Below are 18580 nucleotides of genomic sequence, written 5' to 3'. Positions count from 1 at the left end.
TAACAAGACGCCTAGTCTAACCGATTGGGCCAGCCGGCTACAGCCAGGGCCAGGCGGCGGCTTCCTGCGGCAGTTGCCAGCGCGCAGGATAGTCGACTTTGGCGAGATAGAGGCCATCCGGCATGAAGGTCGGCGCAGCGCAACCGCGGTCCTTTTGCGCCAGCACTTCGGCAATCCATTGCGGCGGCTGCCTGCCGTTGCCGACATAGATCAGCGAACCGACGATGTTGCGCACCATGTGGTGCAGGAAGGCATTGGCCTTGAGCGTGAAGACGATCATGTCGCCGTGACGACGCACTTGCAGTGATTCCATCGTGCGCACCGGCGACCTGGCCTGGCATTCGACCGCGCGGAAACTCGAAAAATCATGCATGCCGATCAGGTGATCCGCGCCTTGCTGCATCAGGCCGACGTCGAGCGGACGGAAAGTCCAGCCGGCCTTGCCCGCCAGCAGCGGCGAACGCACCGGGTGGTTGTACAAGACATAGTGATAGGTGCGCGCGGTGGCGCTGAAGCGGGCGTGGAAGCCGTCTTCGCGCTCGCCCGGATTGAGTCCGGATGCTTCTTCCAGCGCTACTTCGCAGGCCCAGCGCACGGCGATCGAAGGCGGCAGGAAGGCGTTCACGCCGCGCACCCACGAGGCTGTTTCGCGGGCAATGACGGTGTCGAAATGCACCACCTGTTCCAGCGCATGCACGCCGGAATCGGTGCGACCCGCGCAGGTGGTATCGATGTCGGTCAACGTGAATTTCTTGAGCGCGGCTTCCAGCTTGTCCTGCACGGTCAGCCCGTGCGGCTGGGTCTGCCAGCCCTGCCACGAGTTGCCGTCGTACTGAATGCCGAGCACGACGCGATGCAAAGCGGGCAATGGACGCGACTGCGCGTCGGCGGCAATGTTTTCGGCAGGAAGGGATGGTTCGGTCACGGCAGTCAACAAGTTGCAGCAGTCGCTTTGCAGCACGCTGCCCGGTTCAATGAATTTAAATGCAGGTTCAACAACTCAACAAATGCAAACGGGCGCCGCTGCCGGCGCCCGTCTCGTCCGTTTCCAGACATACGGCCCGCTACGCTCAGGACAGCTTGGACAGCATGTCGCGGGCGCGCGATATCTGGGCGTCGTTGCCGCCGCGGATGACTTCCTCGAGCAATTCGCGAGCGCCTTCCTTGTCGCCGATTTCCTGGTAGGCAGCAGCCAGGTCGAGCTTGGTCGACATTTCGGCGGTGAAAGCGGATTCGTCGTCTTCCAGCACGTCGACCGGCTTCGGTGTTTCAGGTGGCGGCAAGTCCAGGTCGATGTCGTTGAGCGCAGGCGCGGCCGGCTTCTGTGCGTCCTCTTCTGCCGGCTTGGCGCCGCTGTCGAGTTCGAGGTCGAAATCGATTTTGCTACCGATGTCAGTCGGCGGCGTGGCGCCCGGCTGGATTTCCGCGCCCTTGAAATCGTCCAGGTCGAATTCCAGGCCCTGGTCGGGTTCCGGCTCGGCGGGAGCCGGTTCTTCCGCAGGTGCGATCTCTTCTTCCTCGATGACGGCGCCATACAGCGGATTGGTCGGATCAAGCACGATGCCCAGGGCCGCCGCCTTCTCCCACTCTTCGCCGATGCCGCCGGTGCCGGCATGCAACTCCTTGGCCACGTCGTTGAAGGCATCGACGTCCTGGCGCTTCGCATAGATTTCCAGCAGCTTGTTGCGGATTGCCTGCCGGTTCGGATCGGATTTCAGCGCCAGTTGCAGAATGTCTTCAGCCTGTTCTTCGCGGCCGAAGGAAATGTACATGTCAGCCTCTTCGATCGGATCGACGGCCTCGACTTCGGGCGCTTCGGCGACCGGAGTTGCAGCTGGCTCTTCAACCACGGCAACCGGTTCGGGAGCGGGCTTTTCCGCTTCCGCAGCAACTGCCGCCGCCGCTACAGCTGCGGCTTCAACCGCCGGTGGCGTTTCCTTGGGCGACGCCGCCGGCTCATCCTCCTGTTCGGGATCGCCTGCTGCCGCCGCGGCAGCCTTCTTCTTGTTGTTGCGCACGCGCACGACGCCCCACGCCGCCAGCAAGGCGACCAGCGTACCGGCGCCCGGCAACACGAAAGGATTGTCCTGGATACGATCAAAGAAGCTGGCGGTCGCGACCGGGCCGGGGACCACGGCGACTTTGGGCTTTGCTTCGGCCGGAGCGGCTGCGGGAGCAGGTGTCGCTTCAGGCTTGGCAGGCTCGGGCGCCGGTGCAGGTGTTGCTTCAGCCGGCTTGGCTTCGACCGGCTTTTCTTCCGGCTTCACTTCCGCAGCTGCAGGTGCGGCGGCCGGAGTTTCCGGCTTGGCGGCGGCCTTCTGCTGCTCGCTCATTTCGGCCAGCGTCTTGTTCTTGATTTCCAGCAGCTTCTGCAAATCGCTGACGTTCTTCTCCAGCGCCTTGACGCGATCATTGGCTTCGGCGATCGCCTTGTCTGCTGCAATCTTGTCTTCGGCCGCAGCTTTTTCAGCGGCGGCGCGATCTTTCGCTCCCGCGCCGGCCTTCGACAATTGCAAGCGGTCGCGGGCTTCGTTGGTGGAAGATTTTTCTTCCACGCGCGCAGTTACTTTACCGCCGCCGCTTTGCCTGGCGTCGTTGGCCTTGCGGGCCGGACCGCTGGCGACCTGGCCTGCCAGCTTGTTGCGGTAAGCGTTGAAATCCTGCGCCTGCGCCACCACGGTGCTGCGCGCTTCGCCCTTGTCGACCGCACCGGCGGCGGCGGCATCCGGCACCGACAACACGCGGCCTGCACGCAGGCGATTGATGTTGTCGCCGATGAAGGCGTCGGGATTGGCGCGGTACAACGCGATCAGCATCTGATCCAACGACACGGTGTTGTCTTTGGTGCGATTGGCGATGTCCGCCAGCGTGTCGCCTTCCTTGACGCGATAAGTCTTGTCGCCTGCCTTGCCTTCAGGCTTGGCTGCGGCATTAGCTGCGGCGCCCTTGCCTCGCTTGCCGGTAGCTGCAGGAGCGGTTTCTTCGGACTTGGCGGCAGCGGGCTGAGGTACGGTTCTGGCAGCCACGGCCGCAGGCACCGGCGCGTTGGTCAAGCCACCCTGCTCGCTGCTGCGGCCGTTGCGGATGATTTCTTCAGCCAGCGGCGAAGGTGCGGATTTGGTGACGATGCTCGACACCGGCTCGTCGTCGCTGTTGTTGGTTGCTGCAGACGACGCTGTCGCCGGTGCTGCAGCCGGTGCAGGTTTTGCGACTGGCGTAGCGGTAGTGGCAGCAACCGCAGCAGGTTTCGCGACAGCAGGCGCTGCTGCAGGCGGCGTTGCCGGCGCGGATTGCGCAGCCTGCGGCTTGCGCATGTCAGGCGGGTCGAGCAGGAAGGTGTACTCGCGCACAAGGCGCGTGCCGCCGCCGCTCAATTCCAGCAGCAGATCGACGAAGGGCTCGTTGAGCGCCTGCGCAGAACTGATGCGGACCAGTTGCCGGCCCTGACGCTGTTCGACGGAAAAACGCAGCGACGACAATACCGGATTGAAATCGATGTTGGCCTTGCGGAAAGCGTCGGCCGGCGCAAGGCGGGCCACCAGCGAGCCTTCCTCCTCTTTCGATACTGAAGTCAGCTCGATTTCCGCGCGCAGCGGCTGGCCCAGCGCCGACAAGACGGTCAGCTTGCCGAGCCCGGCGGCATGCGCTCCCATCGGCAGGATGACTGCCAGGGTAACGGCGGCGCTCAGTTTTTTCAGGCGGGACAGCGGAAACTTGTTATCAGTATGTAGAGGCATGTTTGTATGGTGAGGTAGACGTTCCATAAAGAAGGCCTGAAGACCAAAGTTTATTTCATCAATGACAAGTAAAAATTCGACAGGTCAACGAAAGTCCTCCAAATTGCCACTAAGCAATGGATTTGACCAGCCCTGTTGCGACGATCAGTTTATTGACGTGGATGAGATAAATTCTGATTTTCAACATATCATCAAGAACTTAGGCCTGCAAGTGTAACCAAGTTCTCAAGATGGTCAAAACCCGCCAACATTCCGGGTACGGAATGTTTGACGGGTTAGCGTTGCAAATTGACAACGAAACGGGAGAAAACCCCACGTCTCGTCATCAATTATTTTCCAAGGATGATGCGCAGCATGCGACGAAGCGGTTCGGCCGCGCCCCACAGCAACTGATCACCGATCACGAACGCGGAAATGTATTCCGGCCCCTGGTTCAGCTTGCGCACGCGGCCGACGCCGATTTCCAGGCTGCCGGTGATCGATGCCGGAGTCAATTCCTTGACCGTGATGGCGCGGTCGTTCGGCACCCATTTCACCCACTGGTTGCCCGCACGGATGATGGATTCGATCTCGGACAGCGGCAGATCGCGCTTGAGCTTGATGGTCAATGCCAGGCTGTGGCAACGCATCGCGCCGATGCGCACGCACAGGCCGTCGACAGGAATCGGCTTGTCGTTGCCGAGGATCTTGTTGACTTCGGCCTGGCCCTTCCACTCTTCCTTGGACTGGCCGTTTTCCAGCTGCGCGTCGATCCACGGGATCAGGCCGCCGGCCAGCGGCGCGCCGAAATACTCGGTCGGCACGTCTTCGCGGATGGTCTTGGCAACCACGCGGTCGATATCCAGAATCGCCGACGACGGCGTCGCCAGCTCATCGGTCACGGCAGCGCTGATCACGCCCATGCCCTTCAACAGCTCGCGCATGTGGTTGGCGCCGCCGCCGGAAGCCGCCTGATAGGTCATGGAACTGACCCACTCGACCAGACCTTCCTTGAACAGGCCGCCCACGCCCATCAGCAAGATGGAGTTGGTGCAATTGCCGCCGATGTAGTTCTTGACGCCCTTGGCCAGCGCGTCGCGGATGACGTTGTCATTGACCGGATCGAGCACGATCACGGCATCGTCCTTCATGCGCAGGGTCGACGCCGCATCGATCCAGAAACCGTTCCAGCCGGCTGCGCGCAGCTTGGGGAAGATCTCGGTGGTGTAGTCGCCGCCTTGCGCGGTAATAATGATGTCGCATTTTTTCAGCTCGTCAATGCTGTTGGCGTCTTTCAGCGTCGTTGCCGTTTTGGCGAACGACGGTGCTTTACCGCCTGCATTCGAGGTCGAAAAAAATACCGGTTCGATGTGATCGAAATCACCCTCGTCCTGCATGCGTTGCATCAGGACCGAACCCACCATTCCACGCCAGCCTACCAAACCAACCAGTTTCATCATCTTTCCCTATTTATGAACTTCCATAATCAATGAACTACAACGTTAAAAAAACCACTACCGCGATCAACCCAGAACTCAGCCCAATGCCTTGACGACTGCATCGCCCATTTCCTTGGTGCCGACCTTGGTGGTGCCCTCTTCATAAATATCGCCGGTGCGATAGCCTTGCGCAAGGACTTTCTTCACCGCCGCTTCAATACGGTCCGCCTGTTCCGCCTTGTTCAGCGAGAAACGCAGCATCATGGCTGCCGACAGGATAGTCGCCAGCGGATTGGCGATGCCCTTGCCGGCGATGTCCGGCGCCGAACCGTGCGATGGTTCGTACAGGCCCTTGTTGTTGGCGTCCAGCGAGGCCGACGGCAACATGCCGATCGAACCGGTCAGCATGGCTGCCGCATCGGACAAGATATCGCCGAACATGTTTCCGGTCACGATGACGTCGAAATTCTTCGGTGCCTTGACCAGTTGCATGGCGGCATTGTCCACGTACATGTGGGTCAGTTCGACTTGCGGATACTCCTTGTGCACGTCGGTGACGATGTCTTTCCAGAACTGGAAGGTCTCCAGCACGTTGGCCTTGTCGACGCTGCACAGGCGATTGCCGCGCTTGGCCGCAGCCTGGAAGGCAACGTGGGCTATGCGGCGGATTTCAGGCTCGCTGTAACGCATGGTATCGAAGCCTTCGCGGGCGCCCTTGAACGGACCGTCCGGCGCTTCGCGCATGCCGCGCGGTTGGCCGAAGTAAATGTCGCCGTTCAGTTCGCGCACGATCAGGATGTCCAGACCCGCCACCAGTTCAGGCTTCAGCGACGAAGCGCCGGTGAGTTCCGGATAACAGATCGCCGGACGGAAATTGGCGAACAGTTGCAGGTGCTTGCGCAGGCCCAGGATGGCTTGTTCAGGACGCAGCGGGCGATCCAGCGTGTCGTATTTCCAGTCGCCGACGGCGCCGAACAGGATGGCATCGGATTCCTTGGCCAGCTTCAGCGTGCCGTCCGGCAGCGGATGGCCGTGTGCTTCGTAGCCTGCGCCGCCGACCGGCGCGGTTTCCATCTCAAACTTTTCGCCCAGTGTATTGAGCACGCGCACCGCTTGTTCAATGATCTCGGGACCGATGCCATCGCCTGGCAAAATTGCAATCTTCATGTCGTCGTCTTCTAGTCTTGGAAAATGGTAACGCCGGCTGCCGCACCTGCACCGGTCCAGGAGACCGTGCGATGGGACATCCGGCTAATCGGAAACTTCAGAAACCTGCAGATACGCTCAGATGGTATTGGCCAGCCAAGGTTGATCGAACAGGTGACGCTCTTCAAAAGCGCGGATTTTGTCCGCTTGGCGCAATGTCAGACCGATGTCGTCCAGGCCGTTGAGCAAGCAATACTTGCGGAATTCGCCGACCTCAAACGGATAAGTCTGACTGCCATTGGCGGTAGTAATGACTTGTTTTTCCAAGTCAATGATCAGGCGGAAGCCCGGGAATGCCTTCACTTCATCGAACAGGCGGTCGATCTGCTGCTCCGGCAGCACGATCGGCAACAGGCCGTTCTTGAAGCAATTATTAAAGAAAATATCGGCAAAGCTCGGTGCGATCACAGCACGGAAGCCGTACTGATCAAGCGCCCACGGCGCGTGTTCGCGCGAGGAGCCGCAACCGAAATTCTTGCGCGCCAGCAGCACCGATGCGCCTTGATAACGTGCCTGGTTCAGCACGAAATCAGGATTCAGCGGACGCTTGGAATTGTCCATGCCCGGCTCGCCATGATCCAGATAACGCCATTCGTCGAACAGGTTCGGACCGAAGCCGCTGCGTTGGATCGATTTCAGGAATTGCTTGGGAATGATCGCGTCGGTATCGACGTTGGCGCGATCAAGCGGAGCAACCAGACCATCATGGACAATAAATTTATTCATGGCACTTTTATCGATGATGGATCGCCGCACCATGCGGCAATCCGATCAGCCGATTTCTTTTATCTCTTCAACAAAACAAATCAGCAACAGCGGTGCAGACACACCGGCTGCCGCCACCACTGCATCATTACTTCTTGCTGGCGTCCTGCATCTTGTCGCCGACCTTCGAGACGTCTTCACCGAATCCGCGCACGGTATTGCATGCAGTCAAGGTCAGGAACGACACGGCCAGTGCAGTCAAAACGATTATTTTTTTCATGATTTCACCAAGATAGTTTTATAAAGAACGCACGTCAACGAAATGTCCTGCGATACCAGCAGCAGCAGCCATCGCCGGGCTCACCAGGTGAGTACGGCCGCCGGCGCCCTGACGCCCTTCGAAGTTGCGGTTGGACGTCGACGCGCAACGCTCGCCCGGCTCCAGACGGTCGGCGTTCATCGCCAGGCACATCGAACAGCCCGGCTCGCGCCATTCAAAACCGGCATCGCGGAAAATCTTGTCCAGGCCTTCGCGTTCAGCCTGTTCCTTGACCAGGCCGGAGCCCGGCACCACCATCGCCAGCTTGACGTTGGAAGCGCGGAACTTGCCGCGCACCACCGCCGCCGCTTCACGCAAATCTTCGATGCGCGAGTTGGTGCAGGAACCGATGAACACCTTGTCGATGCGGATGTCTTCGATCGGGGTGTTGGGTTTCAACGCCATGTAGGCCAGGGCCTTTTCCATGCCGTCGCGCTTGGTGGCGTCTTTTTCCTTGTCCGGATCCGGCACGCGGCTGTCGATGGCGATCACCATTTCCGGCGAGGTGCCCCAAGTCACTTGCGGCTTGATCTCCGTGGCGTTCAATGTCACGACCATGTCGAACTTGGCGCCCGGGTCGGAATGCAGCGTACGCCAGTAACTCACGGCGCGTTCCCAGTGCGGACCCGCAGGCGAGAACGGCCGGCCCTTGAGATAGTTGATCGTGGTGTCGTCGACCGCGATCATGCCGGCGCGCGCACCCGCTTCGATGGCCATGTTGCAGACCGTCATACGGCCTTCCATGGTCAGCGCGCGCATGGTCGAGCCGGCGAATTCGATGGCGTAGCCGGTGCCGCCGGCGGTGCCGATCTTGCCGATCACCGCCAGGACGATGTCTTTTGCCGTCACGCCGTTCGGCAAGGCGCCGTCGACCTGGACCAGCATGGACTTGGATTTCTTGGCCAGCAGCGTTTGCGTCGCCAGCACATGCTCGACTTCGGAGGTGCCGATGCCGTGCGCCAGACAGGCGAAAGCGCCATGCGTGGATGTGTGCGAGTCGCCGCAGACCACGGTCATGCCGGGCAGCGTCGCACCTTGCTCAGGCCCGATGACGTGCACGATGCCCTGGCGCTTGTCGTTCATGCCGAAATAGGTCAGGCCGTATTCCTTGGCGTTGGCGTCCAGCGTCTCGACCTGCAAACGCGAGATCGGATCGGCGATGCCGTTGGCGCGATTGGTGGTCGGCACATTGTGATCGGCCACCACCAGATTGGCGGCATTGCGCCATGGCTGGCGACCGGCCAGCTTGAGGCCTTCGAATGCTTGCGGGCTGGTCACTTCATGCAATAGGTGACGGTCAATGTACAAAATGGCCGTTCCGTCTTGTTCAGCATGAACAACGTGAGATTCCCAAAGTTTGTCGTATAGCGTCTTGAGCATGATGATGCGGGCGTGTAAAGGCTACGCAAGTCGTTGAAATGAGCCTTTGATTATGCCATAAACACGCCTTTTCCGAGGCGGCAATGTGGTTTTGGCGCGCGTTCGGCAACGCTTTGCGGTCAACGCGTTTTCTTGCTCTGCTCGTAGAGCGGCATCACCCGCTGCGAATAGACGGTCAGATCGCTGATGCGATCGTCGCGCGAAGGATGCGTGGACATGAATTTCATCGGTTCGCTGCCGCCAATCTGCCCCATTTTTTGCCACAGGGAAATCGCAGCGCGCGGATCGTAACCGGCGCGGGCGGCGAGTTCCACGCCCATGCGGTCGGCTTCGGTTTCGTGTGTGCGCGAATTCGGCAGGCCGATCAGGCCCATGTAAGCGTACTGCGCACCCTGCTGGCCGAGTTCGCCGACGCCGAGCAGCGAAGAGCCGATGGAAATCAGCGAGCCGGTCACGGCCTGCTCGGAAGCCCGTTCGCGCGCGTGTTCGCGCAAGGCGTGGGAAATTTCATGGCCCATCACGGCGGCCAGTTCGTCGTCGGTGATCTTGAGTTTTTCGATCAGGCCGGTGTAGACGGCGATCTTGCCGCCGGGCATGCACCAGGCGTTGGCTTCCGGCGAGGTGATGACGTTGACTTCCCATTTCCACTTGGCGGCGTCGGGACGGAACGCCACGGTTTGCGGGATCAGCCGGTCGGCAATGGCGCGCACGCGGCGCACCTGGGCGGCGTTTTGATTCAGCGCGCCCTTCTTCCTTTGCTCGTCGAGCACCTGGGCGTATTCCTTGACGGCGGCGCTGTCGATTTCCTGCGCGGACAAGGCCATGCTTTGCGTGCGCGTCACGCCGACGGCGCCGCCCTGAGTGGTTTGCACGCTTTCGCAGGCGGTCAGCGCCAGTGCGGTCACTGCGAGCAGCAGCCGCGGCAGGAATTGTTGTCGATACGGTGTCTTCAGTGCCTGGTAGCCCATGCCATCCCCTCGTGAAAGATAAAAATACAGGGAAACAACTGTCCGGCCAGGTCGATGCTACGGCGCTGCCGTGCATCGTTGTTGTGGACGCAATGTCTCCCCGTGCTTGCGGATCGTTCGACCGGCGCACGACAACTCGGTTCTGCTTGCCGCGGAAAAAGCGCGGCAAATTGTTGAAATTCGATTTATTTCTGGGCGGCGATCTGCGGCGTCGTCACGTGCACGTCGCCGCATTGCGCACGATGACGCAAGGCGTGATCCATCAATACCAGCGCCAGCATGGCTTCAGCGATCGGCGTGGCGCGGATGCCGACGCAGGGATCGTGACGACCGTGGGTTTCGACGTCGGTGGCGTGGCCGGCCTTGTCGATCGACGGGCGCGGCGAGCGGATGCTCGAGGTCGGCTTGATGGCGATCGACGCGGTGATGTCCTGGCCGGTGGAAATCCCACCCAAAATGCCGCCGGCATTGTTGCCGACGAAACCATCCGGCGTCAGCGCGTCGCCATGTTCGGTGCCTTTTTGCGCCACCGACCTGAAGCCGGCGCCGATTTCCACGCCCTTGACGGCATTGATGCCCATCAGGGCGAAGGCGATCTCGGCGTCGAGCTTGTCGTAAATCGGCTCGCCCAGCCCGACCGGCACATTCTGCGCCACGACATCGATGCGCGCGCCCGGCGTCCATGTAGTCTTCCAGTTGCGGAATGACGGTCGCGTTGGCGGCGAAGAAAGGATTCTCGCGCACGTGCTCCCATGATTCGAACGGAATCGCGATGTCGCCGAGCTGGCTCATGCACCCCTTGAAGGTGGTGCCGTATTTCTCGAACAGCCACTTCTTGGCCACCGCCGCCGCGCCGACCACGGGTGCAGTCAGGCGCGCCGACGAACGGCCGCCGCCGCGCGGATCGCGGATGCCGTACTTGTGCCAGTAGGTGTAGTCGGCATGGCCGGGACGGAAAGTATCAAGGATATTGCCGTAATCCTTGCTGCGCTGGTCCTGGTTGCGGATCAGCAGCGCGATCGGCGTGCCGGTGGTTTTGCCTTCGAACACGCCGGACAGGATTTCGACCGTATCCGGTTCCTGGCGCTGGGTCACATGGCGCGAGGTGCCTGGCTTGCGGCGATCGAGCTCTGGCTGGATGTCGGCTTCGGACAATTCCATGCCCGGCGGGCAGCCGTCAATCACGCAACCGATGGCCGGGCCATGGGATTCGCCGAAGGTGGTAACGGTAAACAGCGTGCCGAGGGTATTGCCGGACATAACGAAGCTCTGCTTTTAATGATCTGAAAGGGTGATTTTACCAGCGTAGGGATTACTTCCACTCGCCACGCAGTTCGCTCACGCGTTGCTGCAGGTATTCCGGTGTCGCCTGCTGCGCCGGAATCGGCTCGCCCACCGCCAGCTCCAGCCGCGAAAACAAGCCGCGTTTGAACGAGCGATGGAAAGGATTGCCGGCGCCGCGCGTCAGCAGGCTGCCCCACAAGCCGCGCAAGGCCAGCGGGAATACCTGCACCGGCGAGCGGTCGATGATTTTCTTGATGCCGCCCTTGAATTCATTGATCTCGCCGGTGCTGGTCAGCTTGCCTTCCGGGAAGATGCAGACCAGGTCGCCTTCATGCAGCGCCTGCGCGATGTCGACGTAGGCCTTTTCCATCAGCCACGGGTCTTCCTTGGCAGGCGCAATCGGAATCGCCTTGGCGGTACGGAAGATCCACGACAGCACCGGCGTCCTGAAGATCCGGTGATCCATGACGAAACGGATCGGGCGCGGGCTGGCGGCCATGATCACGATGGCGTCGACATAGCTGACGTGGTTGCACACCAGCACCGCCGCGCCGTGCTTGGGAATCAGCTCGGCGTTGACGGTGCGCACGCGGTGGATGGTATGGATCAGCATCCACGCCAGGAAACGCATCAGGAATTCCGGCACCAGCGAGAAGATGTAGGTCGCCACCAGCGCGTTGAGAATCGCCGTGACCAGGAAAATCTGCGGGATCGTGAAGCCCGAGCGCAGCAGCACCATCGCCAGCAAAGCCGCCACCACCATGAACAGCGAGTTCATGATGTTCATGCCGGCGATGGTGCGAGAAACGTGCTCCGGATCGCAGCGCGTCTGGATCAGTGCAAACAGCGGCACGATGTACAAACCGCCGAAGACGCCGATCATCGCGCAATCGAACAGGATGCGCAGGCTACCGTGCTGCACCACGAAACCGCTCATGTCAACTGCCGCCGTCGCGGTATAGCTGACGCTGGCGAAGTACAGTTCGAGTCCGAACACCGACAGGCCGATCGCGCCGAACGGCACCAGACCGATTTCCACCTTGTGGCCGGAAAGGCGTTCGCACAGCAGCGAACCGATGCCAATGCCGACCGAAAACACCATCAGCAGCAGTACGAACACGCTGTGGTCGCCATGCAGGTAATTCTTCGCATACAGCGGGAATTGCGCCAGCACGATGGCGCCGTAAAACCAGAACCAGGAATTGCCCAGGATCGACAGGAACACCGGGCGGTTGCGGCGCGAAAAACCGAGGTTGCGCACCATTTCCGAGAACGGATTCCAATTGATTTTGAGATCAGGCGCCGGTGCCGGCGAAGAGGGAATGCCGAGGCTGGCCAGCCAGCCCAGCACGGCGAAGCCGATCGTGATCGCCGCGACCATTTCCAGTCCGAACGGCTTGTGCACCACCAGCACCGCGCCGATTACTTCACCCAGCAGGATGCCGACGAAGGTGCCCATTTCGATCACGCCGTTGCCGCCGATCAGTTCCTGCGGCTTGAGTTGCTGCGGCAAATAGGCGTACTTGACCGGCCCGAAGATGGTTGAATGCACGCCCATGCCGGCCACCGCCACCACCAGCAACCACAGGTGATGCGTCATCCAGCCGTAGGCGGCGATGCCCATGATGGCGATTTCCAGCAGCTTGACGTAGCGCGCCAGCCGGCCTTTTTCCATCTTGTCGGCCAGTTGCCCGGCGGTCGCCGAAAACAGGAAGAATGGCAGGATGAACAAACCCGGGATCAGGTTGTTGAGAAGGCCGGTGTCGATGTCGGTCCAGCTCAGCGCGTCATACGTCAGGATGGTCAGCAGCGCGGTCTTGAAAACATTGTCGTTGAGCGCGCCGAGGAACTGGGTCCAGAAGAATGGCGCGAAACGGCGTTGACCGAGCAGGGAGAACTGGCTGGATTGACTCATGGAGTAAAGATGAAGGGAAAAGAAATCGGGAACGAATGCGCGGACAGGGACGCAGGCATTCGGACAACAAAAAACCGCTCATGACGACATGAACGGTTTCTCTTGCAAGAGTGGCTTGCGGCTAATGCATCGGCAGGGCCGCCTGCGCGCAACTCAGCTATTCTCTTCTTCCGCCGGCCAGTCGCGGATATAGGCCTTGAGCATCTTGTTCTCGAAGCCCTGCGCGTCCAGCACTGCCTTGGCGACGTCATAGAACGACATCACGCCCAGCAGCGTCTTGGCGTCCATCACCGGCACGTAGCGCGCGTGCTTTTCGAGCATGATGCGGCGCACTTCGTTGAGGTCGGTGTCGGGCGTGACGGTGATCGGATGATCGTCCATGTGCTTGCGCACGCTGCTCGTTCCAACTGAGCCTTTGTTGTCCTGCAGTGTCTTGAGGACTTCGCGGAAGGTCAGCATGCCGACCAGCTCGCCGAATTCCATGACGACCAGGGAGCCAATGTCTTTCTCGGCCATTGCGTCTACGGCATCCGCAATCGGCGTGTCAGGGGTCACGGTGAAGAGAATGTTGCCTTTGACTTTAAGAATTTCAGAGACTTTCATGGTGTCATCCTTAAGTTATTGTAGCCATGGAGCGTCGGGCTCCTGTCCGGAATGTAGCCCATGCGAGAGCAAAAATCCACAAACAATGGCGGTATATGCATGGTACGAGGTTTGCGGACGGCCCACAATCCCACATTCGCAAAGCAATGCCGAAAATGAAATTTTTTCATTGATTCCGCCGGCGCCAAGGCCTACTCTGAAATCACAAGAACACAGGGAGACCAGCATGCCGACCGTCCTGCATCATGACAAATACACCAGCTTCGACGAGTTCTACCCGAACTACCTGAGCGAACATGCCAACCGCACCTGCCGCCAACTGCATTTCGCCGGCTCGACGCTGGCGCTGCTGTGCCTGGGAATGTTGCTGCTGACGCACAATTTCTGGTGGCTGGCGGCGGAGGTCCTGTGCGGCTACGGCTTTGCCTGGATCGGGCATTTCCGCTTCGAAAGGAACCGCCCGGCCAGTTTTCGCCAGCCGCTCTACTCCTTCATGGGCGACTGGGTCATGTACTGGCAACTATTGACCGGGCAAATATCGTTCTGAACCCCGACGGTCAGCGCCGATGACGTCGACCGGCGCTGACGAGGCAACTTCCCTCAAGTCCGGCGCCTGCGCACCTTCCGAGAAATAGGATGCCAGCGTCTGGTCCAGCACCAGGGACACCGCGCTTTCGACACGATTGACCAATTGCTGGTCTTCGCCTGCATGGGTGGCGCTGTCGAACACGAACAGGCGATACACGTCCACCAGCTTCAGCGATTCCGGATTGATCAGCAGCGTCCAGCGGTCCAGTCCGTCAGCGAGGCGCTTGTTCCAGGCCGACCGGCGTGGCGCGTCGCCCTTGAGCGAACCGACCCAGCCGGCTTCCAGCATCTTCTGCAGCAAGGTCTGCAATTCTTCCAGCCCAAGTTGCGTGCGTGTGCGCAACAAGCCGGCATCCACCTTCGCCGATTCGCCGTTGGCGCGCGCTTCATGCAGGATCTTGAGCACTTTCATGGCGTCGATGAACTCGCTGCCCGGCGACGCCACATGCCACCAGCGCTCGTAGCGCACGATCGGCAGCGCTGCGGTCACCAAAGCGCCCACCAGCGTGATCATCCACAGCATGTAAATCCACAGCAGGAAAATCGGCAAGGCCGCCACGGTGCCGTACACCATCGTGTAGGTCGGGAATTTCATGACATAGCTGGCGAACAGGCGCTTGGCGATTTCCACCCCCACGCCGGCCAGCAAGCCGCCCCAGACGGCGTCGCGCCAGTCCACCCATTGATTCGGCACGGCGATGTACAGCAGCGTGAACGCGCTGGTGGTCAGCAGCACCGAAATCAGCGTGTAAAAACTGGCGCCGATGAGCGGCACGCTGGTGACCACGCCGTTGGTGGCGGAATACAGATACGACGTCACGCTGATCGAAATCCCGATCAGCAAGGGGCCGAGCGTGATGATTGCCCAGTACACCAGGATGCGCTGCAGCAAAGGGCGCGACTTCTTGACGCGCCATATCTGGTTGAACACGCGATCGATGGTCGCCATGGTCAGCACCGACGTCAGGATCAGCGCCACGCCGCCGACCGCCGACAGGCGCGCCGACTTGGACGAAAACTGGTTCAGGTAGCCGAGGATGGTGCTGGCCACGCCCTTGGGCATCAGGCTCTGGACGAAATACGCCTCCAGCGCCGAGCGGAACGTGCTGAACAGCGGGAACGCGGTGAAGATCGCCAGCGCAATGGTCAGCAGCGGCACCAGCGACAGGATGGTGGTAAACGTCAGGCTGCCCGCCACCTGCGGCAGGCGATCGTCGCTCAGCCGCTTGGCGGCGAACCGGAACAAATCACGCAACTGGGTACGAGACAAGCCCTGCATGGGTTTCAGAAAAGTAAGCAAGAGAAAGCAATCAAAATCATGAAGAAGCCGGAACTGCGCCTCGTCATGCGCCAGGTTTCATTCTCGAAATGCGAGCAGTAAAACGCGTGCGATGGATAAATAAAGGCTCCTATAATACCAACATGCCGAACACAACTAATACAACGATACTGGTCCTTTACTACTCGAGACATGGCTCCACCCGCAAACTGGCCGAGCTGATCGCCCAAGGCGTGGAAAGCGTGCCGGGCTGCGATGCGCGCCTGCGCACCGTGCCCGCCGTCTCCACCGTGACGGAAGCCACCGAACCGGACGTGCCCGCCAACGGCGCCCCCTACGTCGAACTGAGCGACCTCGAACAATGCGCCGGGCTGGCGCTGGGCTCGCCGACGCGCTTCGGCAACATGGCGGCGGCGATGAAGTATTTCTGGGACGGCACGGCACCGCAATGGTTGTCGGGCGCGCTGGCCGGCAAACCCGCCAGCGTGTTCACCTCGACCGGCAGCCTGCACGGCGGCCAGGAATCGACGTTGTTGTCGATGATGATTCCTTTGCTGCACCACGGCATGCTGATCGTCGGCCTGCCCTACACCCAGCCCGAACTGATGAGCACCAGCAGCGGCGGCTCGCCTTACGGCGCCAGCCACTGGGCCGGCGTCAACGGCAACCAGGCGATTTCCGACGATACCCGCGCGCTGGCGGTTGCCCTCGGCCGCCGCCTCGCACAGAACGCCATCAAACTGCAGGAGACTTGAATGAGCACACTGAGCACGCATCGTTTTCGCATCTTCCATCTCGGCGCCGCCGTCAGCCTGGTCGCGCTGATCATCCTCTGCGTTGCCTGGGAACTGGCGCTGGCGCCGTTGCGACCGGGCGGTTCGTGGATGGTGCTCAAGGTGATCCCGCTGCTGTTCCCGCTGCGCGGCGTCCTCAAACGCGACGTCTACACCATGCAATGGTCGTCGATGCTGATCCTGCTGTACTTCACCGAAGGCATCGTGCGCGCCACCAGCGACCGCGTGGCCACGTCGATCACGCTCGGCTGGATCGAAGTCGCCCTCAGCTGCGTGTATTTCCTGTGCGCGGTCCTGTACCTGGCGCCCTACAAGAAAGCCGCCAAGGAAATCGCCCGCCAGGCCATCCAGAAGGCTTCGCAATAATCTTCCGGAAAACATCATGAGCGCAGCAGAACAAGATTTCTCCCAAGATTTTCCCCAAGATTTCCTGCAAGCCTGTCGCGATGCCCTCGGCGGCGCCTACGTCCTCACCGCGGATGCCGATACTGCCGGTTACCTGACCGACCAGCGCGGACGCTACACCGGCCGTGCGCTGGCCGTGCTGCGACCGGGCAGCACCGGGGAAGTCGCCGCCGTGGTCAAACTGTGCGTCCGACATCTGGTGCCGATCGTTCCGCAAGGCGGCAATACCGGCCTGGTGCTGGGCAGCGTGCCCGACACCAGTGGCAAGGCGGTATTGCTGTCGCTGACGCGGCTGAATCGCATCCGCGCAGTCGACCCGGTCAACAATACCATGACGGTCGAAGCCGGCTGCATCCTGCAAAACCTCCAGCAAGCCGCCGCGGCAGAGCAGCGTCTGTTCCCGTTGTCGCTGGCCGCTGAAGGCAGCTGCACCATCGGCGGCAACCTGTCGACCAATGCCGGCGGCACCGCGGTCCTGCGCTACGGCAATACGCGCGAATTGTGCCTGGGCCTGGAAGTCGTCACGGCAGAAGGCGACGTCATGAGCAGCCTGCGCGGCCTGCGCAAGGACAACACCGGCTACGACCTGCGCGACCTGTTCATCGGCGCCGAAGGCACGCTGGGCATCGTCACCGCGGCGGTCGTCAAACTGTTCCCGCAACCTAAAGCGCAGGTCACGGCGCTGGCCGCGCTGCGCACGCCGGACCACGCGCTGCGGCTGCTGAGCCTGGCGCAGGCGCATTGCGGCGCGGCGCTGACCGGGTTCGAGCTGATGTCGGATTTTTGCATGCAGCTGGTCGCCAAACACTTCCCGCCGCATCGCGCACCGTTCGACCGCCTCCATCCGCAATACGTGCTGCTGGAATTATCGGACAGCGAATCCGAAGCGCATGCGTCCGAAATGTTCGAAGCCGTGATCGGCCTGGCGCTGGAGCAGGAGCTGATCGACGACGCCGTCATCGCCACCTCGATCGCGCAATCGAAAGCCCTGTGGCAATTGCGCGAGCACATCTCCATGGCGCAGGCGCATGAAGGCAAGAACATCAAGCACGACATCTCGGTGCCGATCTCGCGCATCGGCGAATTCATCCGCGTGACCGACGTGCTGGTGCAGCAGGCATCGCCCGGCTGCCGCATGGTCACCTTCGGCCATCTCGGCGACGGCAACCTGCACTACAACGTGTCGCCGCCGCCCGGCGTCAAGGACACCGACTTCGTCCTCGAACAACCGGTCATCAATCGCGCGGTGCATGACAGCGTCGATAAATTCGGCGGGTCGATCTCGGCCGAACACGGACTCGGCGCGCTCAAACGTGAAGAAATCCTGCGTTATAAATCGCCGGTAGAACTCCGGCTCATGCGCGCCATCAAACAGGCGCTGGATCCGCACGGGCTGATGAATCCCGGCAAAGTGCTCTGACCGCAGCCGACGGCGGCGGTCGGATCCCCCGACAACATATCTCTCCGTCGCCAGGAGTTTCACCCATGTTTTCCGTCAGGTTTTCCGTCCGCCCGCCACTGCTCGCGCTGTCCTTGCTGCTTTGTTCCCTGCCCGCCTGGGCAGTCTACAAATGCGACAGCGACGGCAAAGTCACCTACAGCGACGCCGCCTGCGCCAACGGCACGACCGTCGCCATCGACGCGGCGTCAAGAGCCCCACGCAAACTACCGCCGCCAAAGACAAAGCCCTCCGGCAGCGCCTCGACAAAAGCCGTGCAGAGGAAGAAAAGCGCGTGAGCCGGCAACGCGAAAAACAAGAACGCGAAGAAGCGCGCGCCAGACTGGTCGCCGAAAAGCAGAAAAGAAAATGCGCCCAGCTGGCGCAACGCAAGACCTGGGCGGAAGACGACCTGCGCAATGCACCGGTCAAGACGATGGAAAAAGCACGGCGCAAGAGCCAGCGCGCGGCCGAGAATTACCGCGCCGAATGCCCGGCCTGATCTGATCGGATCTCCAGGAATTTCAACGCAAAAAAAAAA

16 protein-coding genes and 2 pseudogenes are annotated in these 18580 nt (G+C 61.0%); 5 read left to right on the top strand and 13 right to left on the bottom strand.

Going from position 1 to position 18580, the window contains the following annotated elements; translation table 11 throughout:
- Nucleotides 1-37: 37 nt before the first annotated feature.
- The 11 genes and pseudogenes from truA to HLUSI_RS0107790 form a co-directional block, all read right to left on the bottom strand.
- Complete coding sequence (gene truA, locus HLUSI_RS0107840; protein WP_193365576.1) at nucleotides 38-859, bottom strand: tRNA pseudouridine(38-40) synthase TruA; 822 nt, start codon at nucleotides 857-859, stop codon at nucleotides 38-40.
- Nucleotides 860-1070: 211 nt separating this feature from the next.
- Nucleotides 1071-3737 carry a FimV/HubP family polar landmark protein gene (locus tag HLUSI_RS0107835; RefSeq protein WP_016833449.1) on the bottom strand — a complete coding sequence of 889 codons (2667 nt, stop codon included), beginning with the start codon at nucleotides 3735-3737 and terminating at the stop codon, nucleotides 1071-1073.
- A 329-nt stretch (nucleotides 3738-4066) separates the two neighbouring features.
- Entirely contained in the window at nucleotides 4067-5173 is a 1107-nt protein-coding gene (gene asd, locus HLUSI_RS0107830; protein ID WP_029363266.1) for an aspartate-semialdehyde dehydrogenase, read from the bottom strand.
- 78 nt (nucleotides 5174-5251) lie between these two features.
- The gene (gene leuB, locus HLUSI_RS0107825) at nucleotides 5252-6322 is read right to left on the bottom strand and encodes a 3-isopropylmalate dehydrogenase (protein ID WP_016833447.1); all 1071 of its coding nucleotides are present in this window, start codon (nucleotides 6320-6322) and stop codon (nucleotides 5252-5254) included.
- A 117-nt stretch (nucleotides 6323-6439) separates the two neighbouring features.
- Nucleotides 6440-7087: a 3-isopropylmalate dehydratase small subunit gene (gene leuD, locus HLUSI_RS0107820; protein WP_016833446.1), complete on the bottom strand. Its 648-nt coding sequence runs from the start codon at nucleotides 7085-7087 to the stop codon at nucleotides 6440-6442.
- A gap of 127 nt (nucleotides 7088-7214) precedes the next feature.
- Nucleotides 7215-7346: an entericidin A/B family lipoprotein gene (locus tag HLUSI_RS0107815; RefSeq protein WP_029363265.1), complete on the bottom strand. Its 132-nt coding sequence runs from the start codon at nucleotides 7344-7346 to the stop codon at nucleotides 7215-7217.
- A gap of 18 nt (nucleotides 7347-7364) precedes the next feature.
- Entirely contained in the window at nucleotides 7365-8765 is a 1401-nt protein-coding gene (leuC, locus tag HLUSI_RS0107810; RefSeq protein WP_029363264.1) for a 3-isopropylmalate dehydratase large subunit, read from the bottom strand.
- Between the two features lie 119 nt (nucleotides 8766-8884).
- Nucleotides 8885-9733: a M48 family metallopeptidase gene (locus tag HLUSI_RS0107805; protein WP_016833443.1), complete on the bottom strand. Its 849-nt coding sequence runs from the start codon at nucleotides 9731-9733 to the stop codon at nucleotides 8885-8887.
- Nucleotides 9734-9918: 185 nt separating this feature from the next.
- Nucleotides 9919-10993, bottom strand: a pseudogene (gene aroC / locus HLUSI_RS27560) (chorismate synthase).
- A 52-nt stretch (nucleotides 10994-11045) separates the two neighbouring features.
- Nucleotides 11046-12932 carry an MFS transporter gene (locus HLUSI_RS0107795; RefSeq protein WP_016833439.1) on the bottom strand — a complete coding sequence of 629 codons (1887 nt, stop codon included), beginning with the start codon at nucleotides 12930-12932 and terminating at the stop codon, nucleotides 11046-11048.
- Between the two features lie 153 nt (nucleotides 12933-13085).
- On the bottom strand, nucleotides 13086-13535 hold the full coding sequence (locus HLUSI_RS0107790) for a CBS domain-containing protein (RefSeq protein ID WP_016833438.1): 450 nt from the start codon (nucleotides 13533-13535) through the stop codon (nucleotides 13086-13088).
- A gap of 226 nt (nucleotides 13536-13761) precedes the next feature.
- On the opposite strand from HLUSI_RS0107790, the gene HLUSI_RS0107785 reads away from it, so the two are divergent.
- Nucleotides 13762-14082 (top strand): Mpo1-like protein, encoded by a 321-nt coding sequence (locus HLUSI_RS0107785; RefSeq protein ID WP_016833437.1) that lies wholly within the window; start codon nucleotides 13762-13764, stop codon nucleotides 14080-14082.
- Here HLUSI_RS0107785 and HLUSI_RS27555 read toward each other — a convergent pair.
- Nucleotides 14056-15402: a YihY family inner membrane protein gene (locus HLUSI_RS27555; protein ID WP_050977660.1), complete on the bottom strand. Its 1347-nt coding sequence runs from the start codon at nucleotides 15400-15402 to the stop codon at nucleotides 14056-14058. The genes HLUSI_RS0107785 and HLUSI_RS27555 overlap by 27 nt on opposite strands.
- Before the next feature lie 143 nt (nucleotides 15403-15545).
- On the opposite strand from HLUSI_RS27555, the gene wrbA reads away from it, so the two are divergent.
- The 4 genes and pseudogenes from wrbA to HLUSI_RS34915 all read left to right on the top strand — a co-directional run.
- A complete protein-coding gene (wrbA, locus tag HLUSI_RS0107775) occupies nucleotides 15546-16157 on the top strand; it encodes an NAD(P)H:quinone oxidoreductase (RefSeq protein ID WP_029363262.1) in 612 nt (203 codons plus the stop codon).
- Nucleotides 16158-16562, top strand: coding sequence for a DUF2069 domain-containing protein (locus HLUSI_RS0107770; RefSeq protein WP_016833434.1), 405 nt, complete (start codon nucleotides 16158-16160; stop codon nucleotides 16560-16562).
- A 16-nt stretch (nucleotides 16563-16578) separates the two neighbouring features.
- Entirely contained in the window at nucleotides 16579-18021 is a 1443-nt protein-coding gene (locus HLUSI_RS0107765; RefSeq protein ID WP_016833433.1) for an FAD-binding oxidoreductase, read from the top strand.
- Between the two features lie 65 nt (nucleotides 18022-18086).
- Nucleotides 18087-18185 (top strand): annotated as a pseudogene (locus HLUSI_RS34915) (hypothetical protein); the annotation flags it as partial.
- 11 nt (nucleotides 18186-18196) lie between these two features.
- On the opposite strand, the gene HLUSI_RS33990 reads toward HLUSI_RS34915, so the two are convergent.
- Nucleotides 18197-18580: hypothetical protein (locus tag HLUSI_RS33990; RefSeq protein WP_238533943.1), on the bottom strand; the 384-nt coding region annotated here is incomplete at its 5' end.

Origin of the sequence: Herbaspirillum lusitanum P6-12 (genome assembly GCF_000256565.1) — a bacterium.
Taxonomy (GTDB): domain Bacteria; phylum Pseudomonadota; class Gammaproteobacteria; order Burkholderiales; family Burkholderiaceae_D; genus Herbaspirillum; species Herbaspirillum lusitanum.
This window is presented reverse-complemented; position numbering and strand designations above follow the sequence as displayed.